The organism is Microbulbifer elongatus, from assembly GCF_020524885.1.
GTDB classification, from domain to species: Bacteria; Pseudomonadota; Gammaproteobacteria; order Pseudomonadales; family Cellvibrionaceae; genus Microbulbifer; species Microbulbifer elongatus_A.
In genome coordinates this window covers 159,016-172,037 of the sequence record NZ_JAIVKJ010000004.1, presented here as the reverse complement: position 1 = coordinate 172,037, position 13,022 = coordinate 159,016, and the positions used below count along the sequence as shown (strand labels likewise).

The following is a 13,022-nucleotide window of genomic DNA, read 5'->3' as shown; positions in this document are numbered from 1 at the left end:
ACCCATGATGGAACCCGCTATGAGACCCTGGTTGAAGCGGCAAGCTCGATTCGGCGCGAACAAGTTGAAGCTATATGGCTAAACCGAGCAGAAACCACAGTAGCGTTCAGGCTAGCCAAAATTGGAAACTCAGAATCAAAATCGGCCGAGACTATTCAATGTATGAATAACACCGCGCAATTCCGCGAGCCCCTTGAGCCTACCGACATAGGAGTACCCTGGCTTGGAAGAGCCATCTTTCAGCTCATCCGCCAGAAGGTGTCCGTGGTCCGGACGCATGGGGATTTCCTCGCCGTCTCCAGTTTTACGTCGACGTGACTCCTCTTCCAACAATGCCTGTATCAGGCCAACCATATCGTTGTCGCCCGCCAGGTGATCGGATTCGTAGAAGGAACCGTCCGCTTCACGGATAACATTGCGCAAATGTACAAAGTAGATTCGGTCCGCAAACTCACGACACATGGCCACCAGGTCATTATCTCCGCGGGCGCCAAATGAACCGGCACACATGGTGAGGCCGTTGGAGGGGCTGGGGCAGGCGGCCAGCATCGCGCGGGCATCGTCCGCGGTGGAAACCACGCGCGGCAATCCGAACAGCGAGAAAGGCGGATCGTCGGGATGGACGCACAGCTTTACGCCGACCGATTCCGCCGCGGGGACGACTTCCCGCAAAAAAAGAAACAGGTTTTCACGCAGGCGATCGGTCCCGAGCTCATTGAATAACTGGATAGTCTTGCGAATACCGCCCCGATCATGGGAACCCTCGCCGCCGGGCAGCCCAGCAATGATATTGCGCTCCAACTGCAGGATCTGTTCGTCATCCAGGCTTTTGATGCGGGCATTGGCCTTGTCCAGCAACTCCTGTGAATAGTCGCCTTCGGCGCCGGGGCGATTCAATACATGAATATCGTAGGCCGCGAAATCGGCCATCTCGAAGCGCAAAGCCTGCCCACCATTAGGAAGCGAATAATTAAGATTCGTGCGCGTCCAGTCCACTACTGGCATAAAGTTGTAGCAGATGGTTTTAATACCTACGTTGCCGGCATTAATCACCGACTGGCGATAATTTTCGATCATGCGTGCGTAATCGCCACTGCGCGCCTTGATATCATTATGCACCGGAATGCTCTCGATCACTGACCAGGTAAGCCCTTCGGAATCGATGAGATCTTTTTGGCGACGAATATCCTGCTCCGACCAAAGCTCTCCGGCTGGAATTTCGTGCAACGCACTGACAATTCCAGACGCACCAGCCTGTGCGATATGTTTCAGTGAAATACTGTCGGTGGGCCCAAACCAACGCCACGTCTCTTGCATCGGAGTATTCCTAATAATCGATAGTATGCCTTCCATTGAAGGCTTGAATGTTTTCTTTCGGGAGGAAGAACCAGGCGCCCGACGCGATCACGCGAGACGCCTGGCCCAAACGGGCTATTTATTTCACAGGCAATTAGAAGTTAGCGCGGAAACCAAGCTGGAAGGTTCGACCATAATCCTGGACGCTCTCAAACATACGCGGTGCGTTGTTTCCATTGCGGAATACACGCACATCTTTGGCCTCATTTAGATTGATGGCATCGAAGTAAATACTCATAGTTTCCGACAGGTAATAGCGGGCTCCGAAGTCCATGGAGAAGCGAGCTTCACGAATTTCATCCGCTGCCGGATCAGAAGCAATCGTCTCCAGTTTTTCACCCACGTAGTTACCGGACAAACGCAGCGAAATCAGCTCGTTTTCGTAGCCTAGTGACAGGTTACCCACGGACTTTGGCTGGTCCGGAAGGCGGAAGGTCTCGCCAGGACGAATCTGCTCGACGCGGCTGGTACTATCCGCAAAGGTCACGTTACCGTCAACGAAGACTCCCGGGATGGCAGCGAAGGACTGGAAGTAGTTGAGCTCGACACCCTGTACTTTAGCCGTTTCCCCATTAAAGAAAGTGGTAACAACATCGTAGCCACCGTTCTGGGTACCATCGCCAACGCCAAACCCGGCCTGAGTTACCGTGCTCCCTTCCAGCGTACCCTGAACGATAAAGTCCGTGATGTCCTTGTAGAACAAGCCACCGGAAAGTGCGAGATTTTCGCTGGGGTACCAGCTAACCAGGAAATCCACCTGATCGGCGTGCAAGGTTTCGAGGTTCGGATTACCGCCGACATAGGCGCGAGAGTAACTGCCGTCCTCCTGCTCTTCGGTAATAACGGCGATATTCGGACGGTTCTCGTTGAATGCTGGGCGCTTGACCGCTGTAGTCAGTGCCAGACGCATCACCAGCTCATCACTGGGCTCATAACGGAAGTGCACGCTGGGCAATACATCCGAATAGCTTTGCGATTCAACAAGGTCCTCACCCAATATCTGGGTCGTGGTGTACATAGCGCATTCGGCGTCATCGCAAGTGCGGAGGCTTTCGGTGATATTGCCAGCAGATTCCAGCTTTGTCTGTTCAACTCGCGCACCCGCAATAACGCTCCACTCTTCACTGAAGTCATACTGCCCCATGACATAGGCAGCATTGATCTTTTCGTCAATGGTGAAATCGTCATTCGGATTGCTGGTATTGAATCCATTTGGCACCATCAGGTCGCGCGCCTGGAAGAAGAGATCCTTAGCGGCATCCAGGTCCGGAATCAATACGAAGTTATCCAGGTTGGTGTCTTTCGGATTGAAGTAACCGATGTCAGCCATGGTTACGTCAAACCCGAAATCACCCGGGCTCATGTCCAGCTGCTCTTTGTCCTGCAGCTTACTGCGATCGCGAACCTTGATACCTGCTTTGATGTACCCGGTGTTACCACCAAAATCGAAGTTCCACTTGCCGTCCACCCGCGCGGAGCTGATCTCATCCTCGGACCGCACATCGTCGATGAGAATATTGTCGAATGCAAAATTGGCAGGATCGCTAATATCGACACCACTCTTGTTTCGGCTGTAATCATCGGTATCCGGCGTCGCGTCGATCATAACGCTGTCGTTGGTCACGGTATATTTGATCAGCTCATCACGTTCGCGAAAACGACCACGGGTACCCAGCGGGTTGTCATAGCTGCTTTCCGAACGATCCACCTGATAGCTCAGCTCAAACTGGTCGAACAGATGTTCGCCGCCAAGGCTAACAGAGAAATTCTTGCTGGTAGTGTCTTTGTAGAAAATCTGTTTTTCCAAATCTACATCGTCGAGGACGCCGCTATTCGGGCCGATAACCTTGATCTCACTGCCAGAAGCACGGCGGGTTTCCCATTCCTGCTGCACGCGGACATCTTCGTCGCGCAACTTTGACGCTGTCAGGTTGAGATACAGCTCGTTATTTTCGTCCGGGCGAAATGCAATATTGGCGGTTGCGCCGGTGCGGGTACGGGTGCCGATTTCCAGGCGCTGGTCGATTTCCTGCGGCTGGTAGAAGGTGCCTTCGGCCGTTTCCCGCGCAATCAGGTCGGTGCCGTCGGAGCGGGCCACCCGGAAGTCGTCGAGACGGATATCCCGCTCAAAGCCGCTGCCAGTCAGGGCAATACCCAGCGTATCTTCACCGAAGGCGGTATCGAAGAGCTTGGTGAAGCTGCCAGAAACCTTAGGTGACATTTTGCCGGAACGCTCGTTATAGCTGCTCTCGGTACGCACCGCGAATGAGTCACCCTTGCGATCGAAGGCGGTCAGTGTCTTCAGGTTGACGGTACCGGCAATGGCGTCACCATCCATATCCGGGGTAGAGGCTTTGGACACCTCAATGCCATTGAGAAGGTCGGATGGAACAGTGTCGAGCGAAACGATATTGTCGCGCGACTCCTCTCCGGTGCCCCCCATGCGCACACCATTGATGGTGACATTATTGAACGCAGGCGAGAGACCGCGAACGATCACATTACGACCTTCGCCTTCATCGCGACTAATGGAAAGGCCGGGAAGACGCTGTAGTGATTCGGCAACATTCTGGTCCGGGAAGTTACCGATGTCATCTGCAGCAACCACGTTCTTCCAAACGTCGGACTGGCGCTCCAGGTCACGCGCACGCTGGAGGCTAGCCTGGGTACCAACAACGGAAACCTCCTCAACGAGCTGATCATCAATTTTTGATTCTGTACCGGCTTCCTGCGCCTGCGCATGCACGGCGGAGGCAATAGAAATTGCCAGCAGAGTTCGGGCGGGAGTCGAATTTATTAGCTTGAATTTAGGAAACATGGAGCCTCCCCGAGGCGATCTATTGATAATTATTATTAAGCTTTGCGCCAATTAACGACGCTTCATCACCGTACCACAACATACATCAGTCATCATACGACTGATGTATGTTGATAGCATATTACATACAGCCGATCAAACCCGTTTTGAAAATTTTGGGAAATTCCGGCCACAATGAATGCGAGCGCGCCGATCAAACAGTGAGCAGCCCCCCTTCCTAATACACCGCCTCCAACATACGCCATCTCAGACTGTCCGGCTGAGCGAGAACAATAACAAAATTACGCGCCAGAAAAAGTGGTGTGAACTTTTACATGAGAGCATGAAAGCGAAGTTGAGACAGCCACCCGTCACTGATGGTTAGAAGCGGAAAAAGAACTGAAGATCCGACGCCGCTGGCTTATCCAGGTACAGAGCAACATCCGGGTGGACACGCAAAATGGATGCGGGACACGTTCGCCCAATTTCCCCCTCAAGGGCAGCCTGCACAGCCTTGGCCTTACGCGCATCCGGGACGGTACAAATAATCGATTTCGCCTTCAGAATCTGGCGTAGGCTCATGGATATCGCGGTTTTCGGAACCTCATCGATATGTTCGAACCAACCCTCATTAACCTGCTGCTGGCGCGATACCTCGTCGAGGGTAACCAGTATATAGGGGGAGGTCGCATGAAAATCTGCCGGGGGCTCATTGAACGCCAAGTGCCCGTTCTCTCCGATACCGATAAATGCCACATCAACCGGCGCCCGCTCTATCGCACTGCCGAGACGGATGAGCTCGGCATCAAGGTCTTCCGCGTCCGCGTCAATCCAGGTAAAAGACTTCAACCCCGCAACGCGGTCGGTAAAGCGCTCCCTCATATAACGACGAAAACTAACTGGGTGTTCACGGTCGATGCCACAATATTCATCAAGATGAAAAGCCGTCACTCGCGACCAGTCGATCGCTTCCCGGGTCAGGACCTCCAGCATTTCCAGCTGACTTGCGCCGGTTGCCAGCACAATGGTTGCCTCCCCCCGGTCGCGAATAGCCGCACGAATAGCCGCCGCGCCGTCACGAGCGGCACATACCGCCATCTCGCTTGCGGTATCAAGAATTTGCACACGCACAGATATCTTCCTCACGCATTATTGTTATCACTATGCCGGCGGCGGACTGATCACTTTTTATCCGCACAGGTTCCGATGTCGTCAGAATATCCAACGGTTCGCCGATAAACAGATCACTCCAACGACAAGTGCTGTTATAGTACATCATACATCTGTAGTTGGCGATCAGCCGACAGAGAGACATCAGTTCCAGGCTTGATAACATATGAAAATAAAAGGAAGCAGCATGACACCGATATTTGAAAGGCGGCCCCGCTCACGCATTGCGATGGCCCTGAGCGGCCTGTTGACGGTGGGCGCCACGGGCGCACTGGCAGCAACGTCCAGCAGTCCGCTCGCTCACTTGCTCGCACATGACGCCACCCTGACTTTCGATGCAGGCACTCCGCAACGGCAAACTGCTGACAGCCTGCTCCTGGAAACCAACAGCCGTTACACGCCACAGCAAGGCTACGGCTGGCTGCCAGGCAAGAATGAGCCCACTTTACTCGTGCGCGATGAGCTCGCACGCAGTCGCGACGACCTGACTATCGACAGCCTGGGCGCAAAGGAACTGCGCTTTCGCGTGGACCTGCCCAGAGGCGAATGGCGACTAAACCTGTGGATGGAAGCCGGACTGGAGTTTGTGAATACTGCCAGGGTGACAGCCAATGGCCGTCCACTGGATCTCAACTGGCACAAATTTGAGCGACCCGCGGAGCCGGTAACCAGCCTGCGACCGGAATACCGCCTTTGGCAGGGGCAAGTGTCCGTGACGGAAGATGCGCTCGAATTGGTCTTCAAGGGCGGCGAAGACGACATTCGTGTAAACGGACTGCAATTTGTCCGTGCCGGGCATGAGTCCACCCCCACTCAGGACATCAGCCTGGCAAATGCACAGGACATGCTGAGATTAAAAGCGGCCGGGCGATTCAACAGCAACGTCTCTCTCGACGCCCTCGCCAATCGCTTCAAGACGCGCCTGTCTGCGGATGGGACCGACCGCTTCGCAGCTTACTGGCTACCCCAGGTCGAAGCACTCGCCAAGGCGGAGGAATATTTCGAAGGCCTGCGCGGCTGGGAGTGGGCGCGCCAACAAACCGGCCTGAGTATGTTCGGACGCTATAACCAGGCCATCATGCTCATTGATGGACTCCTGGCGACTGCTGACGAAACGCATCCACTCTACGAGCGCGCGCGCTACCAACGCGGCCGCCTGCTGTACTGGATCGACAGGGAAGCCCACGGCAAGCATTATGATGGCTGGATCGCACCCGACCTCGCCTACCTCGCGGCGAAGTACCCGAGCCATAATCTGCTGAAAATGTACGTCGGCGGCAAAGTCGAAGAGTCCGATGCCTGCGACAAACTGTCCACAGCGAAGATGTCTCCAGCCTGGAGTATTGGCCAGAGCGAAATGCTGTGCCGCACCCGCATGCTGAGCAACTGGTGGGTGCAGGAACGGCAGGATGACAACGGTGAACTCGGCGGCAAGTACGGTGATGACGTCGAAATGCTGCGCTGGTGGGCCCTGCCGCTGCTGGCCGGCGATCCGGTGACCGCGGAAGGCTGGCAGAAACTGGCCACCGGCGTGTGGCACAGCGACCGACTGGAAGACGGCTACTTCAAGAAACCAAAAGACGTAGAACACGCCTCCGAGCCGATCTCTGACACTGCGCCCCTACTCAGCTACCTTGGCGACCCGCTCTATGTAGAGCGGCTTTCTCACTCTGCACGCCACTTCCTGGAGCGCTGGACCAAGGAAGAGGACGGCACGCGCCTGTTCAAATCAGCCTGGTTCGGCGCCCATACCATCGACGAGCGCCCGCCTCGCAACCGCGATGTACCTATGAATGGTCGCGCCGCGAAGGCCGTCGTCTATTACGCTTGGGCGAGCGGCGATACGGCGGTGATTGACGGCCTGCACCAGTGGGCGAAAGGCTGGCACAAGGCGGCGATGAGCACCGCCAAGGGTAAACCCGCCGGCCTGATTCCGGCCTCGATTCGCGCAGAAGACGGTGTAATCAATGGCGATGAACCCAATTGGTACCACGCCAATATGTTCTGGGAATATTTCAACTGGGACCACGAATCCGGCCAGCAGATTTACGACCTGCTCCTTTTTGTCTCCCAGCTCACCGGCGACGAGGAGCTGCTTGAGCCACTGTATACCAGTGCCGATCTGGTGGCCGCGCACCTGGCATCCAACCCCAAGAGCGCTGAGGCCTATAAGAAAGGTTCCCGCGATTGGGCCGCGGCGACGCTCGCCTCCAAGGGCGGCTTCTGGAGCGTGCTCGAACAGTGGCGTCTGCTTAGCGATGACAGCCGCTACGATGCATTGCTGATGCAACACGGCGGCGCCTATACCAAATTCCGTCTGAGCGGCGACGAACGCTACCTCGCGGATGCCGCAACCCCGATACTCGACAACATTCGCTACAACTTCCCGATGCGCACCAGCGAAGCCCTGTTTACCGACCGTGTATACATCAGCAAGACAGACGCCATACCGGCAAACCTGGGCATGCTTACGGGCGGCGTGCGCACCTCAGCACCCTATGCCGCAGTCACCTGGCAGGATGCGCCCGAAGGTTTTTCCGCCCTGGTGCGGGACAGCGGAAAAGATCGACTGAAGGTGGAGTTGTTCATCAACAGCGACGAGGAACAGGCCCCCATTAATCTGCGCTTATGGCAACTTGCCGCTGGAGATTACCGCCTGACCCTGAAGGGAGGTGACACGGATATCCGCGGCGAACAATTTGCCGTAGAAGGCCCCGGCAAACCCTTCGAGCTCCAGGTGCCCACACGCAAGCGCGTCACCTTGGAAATTGCCCGACACTGAGCTGGGACACGCCCCCAAAACAGAAAAGGCCGCGAGTTTTGCTCGCGGCCTTTTCTGCTTATGCACATTTCTTTACGCCTCGGCTTACCAGCGTAGCGATTACCCGCAGTCAGCCGAGCAGCACTCGCTGCCAGCGGTCCCGAACCGCAGCCAGCCCATCTTCCGGCGCCAGCAATCCTTCACTGGCAAAAGCACGCACCAGCGATTTTTCTGCCTCACAATTGAGATACTCAACCGGGGATTTGCCATCTACTCGTGCCAGCATCATCGCGTAAAGCAGGCTGACCGCACGCCGCTCCAGTTCTGCCACCGGTTCCCAGCACACCGATTCCGCATAACTGTCACGGAAAACCGTAAACGCATCCAGGAAGTCATCGCGGGCTACCGGGCACCACAAACACTTGAGCAGCAGGTGGTTCAGGCAAAACGCGAGGTCAAACGCGGGATCACCATACCAGGCGGTTTCCGCGTCAACGATAAAGGGGCCGCTGGGGCCCACCAGAATATTCTTCGGGCTCAGGTCCCCGTGTACCAGCGCCAGCTTGGTCTGCATCAGGCGATCTACCAATTCGTGCAGCACCGGTGCAAGCTTGGGATTACGCTTGGCGGCAGTCAGGAAATAGGGATCCGGTCGCAGCGACATGAACATATCATCGGTGGCGAAAGTACACGCAATACGGGAATCCCCCGCGGTCTGTGCGTGAATGGCTGCAATGGCCGAGGCGATTTCCCGGGCAACCTCGCGGTCCACCCGACCTCCCGCAAGCAATTGTTTCCAGCTCGAATAATCCTCGGCAGGCAGGTACTCCATTGCGAAGCTGCCACTTTGGCGATCCTCGCCCACAATTTCTAAGATGTTCTGTGGCCGTATGGAGAAGGCCTCCTTGAGCCACAGAATCTCAAAGTGTCCGCGCTCCACGGGTGCCTGCCAATCAGCGGCGACCTTTAACTGGGCCAAGGCTCGCTTGATGCAAAAGCTACGCGTACCTTCAGCACCAATAAGATCCACCTTCCAGATATCCGACGAGACACCACCGGTTAATGAACGGGCCTCGATGCGCTCGCCTTCGCTCAGCAAGCGCATATTTTTCAGCCCCACCTGAACGAACTCTGGAACCTGTTGCAACATCATTTACCGGCCCACTCGCAGTGGCGCCGCGCCGGCGTAGACCGCCCTGCCACCCAGGGCTTCTTCCAGCCGGATCATGCTGTTCCATTTAGCCATGCGCTCCGAACGGGAAAAGGAGCCCACCTTGAATTGCCCGGCGCCCCAGCCATAGGCGAGATCTACGATCGTCGTATCTTCGGTCTCGCCGGAGCGGGCCGACACGATCACATTCCAACCGTGCCGGTGGGCGCAATCCAGTGCCTGTTTTGCTTCGGTAAGCGTCCCGGCCTGATTGGGTTTACACAGCAGGGTATTGCAGGCGCCGGCTTCCGCTGCGGCATTTACTCGTTCCGCACTGGTCACCAGCAGGTCGTCTCCAATAACCTGAACACGCTTACCGACTTCTGCGGTAAATGCCGCGTGACTCACAAGATCGGACTCGATGAACGGGTCCTCAATGGACACAACCGGGTAATTCCGCACCCACCGCAGCATCATTTCGTACCACTCTTCATCGCAGAGATGGCGCTGCTCCGCCTTGAGAAAGTATCCCCGTCCGTCGTGCACCTGATTGGCAGCAATGTCGAGGGAAATACCGACCTGTGTCGCCGGGTCATACCCCGCGCGCTCAACGGCTTCGACCAGGGTCCGGATGGCCTCTTCGTTGTCGTCGAACAGCGGCCAGTAACCCCCCTCGTCGGCGACACCGGCACATTTGCCGCGCCGGTCCATAATCCGCCCGGCGGCCAGGTAGACTTCGGCAACCCACTCCAGGCCCTGGGCGAAACTGTCAGCACCAAATGGCACCACCATAAAATCCTGCAGGTCCATCGAGCCGCGGGCGTGCGCGCCACCACCAAAGATCTGGATCTCAGGCAGTGGAATATGGTGTACCCGTTCTCCGGCGAGGTACTGCCACAGTGGCATACCAGCACCGGAGGCCGCTGCATGGGCAACCGCCATCGACACGGCAACCATCGCATTGCCGCCCAGCCGGCTGCGCGTTCGCGTGCCATCCAGCTCGATCATGGTGTGATCAATCAGCGCCTGCTCACTGGACTCCAGCCCCACGAGCGCTGGCGCAATGACATTGTTGATGGCTGCCACTGCGGAATTGACCCCGTAACCGCCCAGACGGCGGCCGCCATCGCGCAGGTCCAGCGCCTCACCGCCACCGGTGGATGCACCAGCTGGCGCAATGGCGCGACCAAAGCCACCGCCGGCAAGCCGCACTTCTGCCTCGACTGTGGGGCGACCACGACTATCCCAAACCTGACGCCCGACCAAAGAACGGATTTTCAGTTCCGACACGCTGTGCTCCGTCACGCTTCTTCGATAACTTGCTGCGTCTGCACGCCAAGTTTTTCGATACCGAGGCGCATGTGATCACCCGCCTTCAACCAACGCGGATTTTTCATGCCCGCTGCCACCCCGGGCGGAGTGCCCGTAGAAATAATGTCGCCAGGCTGCAGGGACATGAACTGGCTGATGTAAGACACTACCTCTGCCACCGGGAAAATCATCTGATCGGTGTAGCTCTCTTGCGCCATTTCACCGTTGAGTTCGAGCCAGATTCGCAGGTTTTGCGGATCACCCACCTCATCCATGGTCACCAGCCAAGGGCCAACCGGACCAAAGGTGTCGCAACTCTTGCCCTTTACCCACTGGCCACCTCGCTCCAACTGGAAAGCGCGCTCGGACAGGTCGTTCACCACACATAGTCCAGCGACAGACTCCAGCGCATTTTCCACGGCAACATGCTTGGTGTGTTTGCCGATGATAACACCCAGCTCGACTTCCCAATCCGCCTTGCTGTGCCCCTTGGGCAGCATCACCGGATCGTCGGCACCCTGTACCGCAGAAGTCGCCTTCATAAACAGGATCGGCTCTTCCGGCGTCGGCAGCCCAGCTTCCTTCGCGTGATCCGCGTAGTTCAGACCGACGCAGATAAACTTGCCGACATGCGACACCGGCACGCCCATACGGCATGAGCCCTCGACCAGAGGAAACTGGGCCAGGTCCATTGCTGCCAGCTCAGCAAAAGCGTCACTGGCCAGAAAGGCGGGTGTAATATCATCGGTGTAAGTTGACAGGTCCCGCAGCGCGCCCGCGGCGTCAATGATTCCGGGTTTTTCCTGTCCACACTCTCCAAAACGTACCAGTTTCATATAAATTTCCCCTTACAAACTGAATCCACCGTCGATGACGATGTCCGACCCCGACATAAAATTAGCCTCACCTGAGGCCAGCATCAGCGCCACCGCGGCGATCTCCTCGGGCTGCCCGAGCCGCCCCATCGGCTGACGCGCGACAAAATCGCGCAGCGCCTGCTCGCTGTCGCCGGAGGACGCGATCCGCCCCTCGAGTGACGGCGTGAAGATGGTGCCGGGACTGATACTGTTACAGCGAATACCTTGCTTGATGTAATCAATGGCTACCGATTTAGTGAGGGCGACGACCGCGCCCTTGCTGGTCGCATAGGCAAAGCGATTGATCGCACTTTTGGACGCTGCGGCCGCAGAAGCGATATTGATGATCAGGCCGTCTTGTTTCGCGAGCATATGCGGGAGACACACGCGGATGGTGTGGTACATCGACTCCACATTGATATGGTAGGCCTCCCGAAAATCCTCTGCGGGACAATCAAGCAAGGTCCCGTGATGCACAACGCCCACGCAGTTGACGAGAATGTCCACGTCCGGGTGCGCTGAGCCGCACGCATCAATCATTACCGTATCACTGACATCGAGCCAGTATGGCGTGATGCCATCAACCTGAGAAATCCCACCCAGGCTCTCTTCATTAATATCCGCCGCGACAACCTGAGCGCCCTGCCCCGCATAGGCCAAAGCAATTGCCCTGCCGATTCCCTGACCAGCACCCGTAACCAGTGCCTTTTTGCCGGCAAGCTTGTTATTTGTCCCCATATCCTACGGCCTATTTTTTTATTGCTGTTATTCATTGCACTGTTTGTAACGCAGTACTCCCCACAATTACTGCAGGCAAAGGTAATATTGCCGATCTAAAGGAAGTCCTGGATCATGCGGTGATGGCCGCTCGTCAGACCGCCATCTACGACCAGGCTGCTGCCATTGATAAACGCCGCCTCTTCCGAGGCGAGAAACGCTACCGCAGCTGCGACATCCTCTGGGCGCCCAACAGCTCCACCCGGATACCACGCGTTCATTTTTTCCATCACCCCCGGATTTTTTTCGATGCGATCGTCCCAGGCCGATGTACGAATGGTGCCCGGCAACACGGCGTTGGCTCGCAGTCCCCGAGAGGCATATTCGGTGGCAAAGCTGCGGGTTAACGCAAGCATCCCCGCTTTCGCCGCGCTATATGCGGGAACACCGATCGTCATCAATGCATTGACCGATGACACATTCACGATCGCAGAGCGCTTATTGGTAAGCAGTTGAGGCAGCACCGCCCTGGATACGCTAAATGCGCCATTGAGGTTGACGTCTACATTCCAGCGCCAGGTTTCATCGTTGGTCTCTTCCAGGCTCTCACCGCGCACAGCGCCGGCGCAATTTACCAACACCTGCAGGCCGCCGAGGGCGCCAACCAGATCTGCTGCCGCCGCTTTGACCGCACCGGGATCGGTGATATCAGCCGCAGCAAAAAATACCGGCTTGCCCTCGGACGCGCACGCCTGCGCATAGGCTTGCCCGGCGGCGACATCCGCATCCATGATGCCTACGCGCGCGCCTTCTCTCAGGAAACGCTCTGCAATCGCACTGCCAATGCCCTTGGAGGCACCAGTAACCACTACAGCCATGTCAGCAAATCGCCTCATACTCCAG

Annotated in this window: 9 protein-coding genes; 1 reads left to right on the top strand and 8 read right to left on the bottom strand. The window is 56.7% G+C overall.

Features of this window, described 5'->3' with window-relative positions; all coding sequences use genetic code 11:
• Window positions 1-135: 135 nt before the first annotated feature.
• The 3 genes from uxuA to LC059_RS15175 form a co-directional block, all read right to left on the bottom strand.
• Window positions 136-1,317, bottom strand: a complete 1,182-nt coding sequence (gene uxuA, locus LC059_RS15185; RefSeq protein WP_226704716.1) for a mannonate dehydratase — start codon at window positions 1,315-1,317, stop codon at window positions 136-138.
• A gap of 133 nt (window positions 1,318-1,450) precedes the next feature.
• Window positions 1,451-4,174 carry a TonB-dependent receptor gene (locus LC059_RS15180; RefSeq protein WP_226704715.1) on the bottom strand — a complete coding sequence of 908 codons (2,724 nt, stop codon included), beginning with the start codon at window positions 4,172-4,174 and terminating at the stop codon, window positions 1,451-1,453.
• A 360-nt stretch (window positions 4,175-4,534) separates the two neighbouring features.
• Entirely contained in the window at window positions 4,535-5,284 is a 750-nt protein-coding gene (locus LC059_RS15175; protein WP_226704714.1) for a glucosamine-6-phosphate deaminase, read from the bottom strand.
• A gap of 226 nt (window positions 5,285-5,510) precedes the next feature.
• Here LC059_RS15175 and LC059_RS15170 point away from each other — a divergent pair, with 226 nt between their 5' ends.
• Window positions 5,511-8,105 carry a hypothetical protein gene (locus LC059_RS15170; RefSeq protein ID WP_226704713.1) on the top strand — a complete coding sequence of 865 codons (2,595 nt, stop codon included), beginning with the start codon at window positions 5,511-5,513 and terminating at the stop codon, window positions 8,103-8,105.
• Window positions 8,106-8,214: 109 nt separating this feature from the next.
• On the opposite strand, the gene LC059_RS15165 is transcribed toward LC059_RS15170, so the two are convergent.
• From LC059_RS15165 to LC059_RS15145, 5 genes are all read right to left on the bottom strand, one after another.
• Window positions 8,215-9,237: a phosphotransferase gene (locus LC059_RS15165; protein ID WP_226704712.1), complete on the bottom strand. Its 1,023-nt coding sequence runs from the start codon at window positions 9,235-9,237 to the stop codon at window positions 8,215-8,217.
• A complete protein-coding gene (gene eno / locus LC059_RS15160) occupies window positions 9,238-10,524 on the bottom strand; it encodes a phosphopyruvate hydratase (RefSeq protein ID WP_226704711.1) in 1,287 nt (428 codons plus the stop codon).
• An 11-nt stretch (window positions 10,525-10,535) separates the two neighbouring features.
• A complete protein-coding gene (locus LC059_RS15155) occupies window positions 10,536-11,381 on the bottom strand; it encodes a fumarylacetoacetate hydrolase family protein (protein ID WP_226704710.1) in 846 nt (281 codons plus the stop codon).
• A gap of 12 nt (window positions 11,382-11,393) precedes the next feature.
• Window positions 11,394-12,140 (bottom strand): SDR family oxidoreductase, encoded by a 747-nt coding sequence (locus LC059_RS15150; RefSeq protein WP_226704709.1) that lies wholly within the window; start codon window positions 12,138-12,140, stop codon window positions 11,394-11,396.
• 95 nt (window positions 12,141-12,235) lie between these two features.
• Window positions 12,236-13,015, bottom strand: a complete 780-nt coding sequence (locus LC059_RS15145; protein ID WP_226704708.1) for an SDR family NAD(P)-dependent oxidoreductase — start codon at window positions 13,013-13,015, stop codon at window positions 12,236-12,238.
• Between the last annotated feature and the right edge of the window lie 7 nt (window positions 13,016-13,022).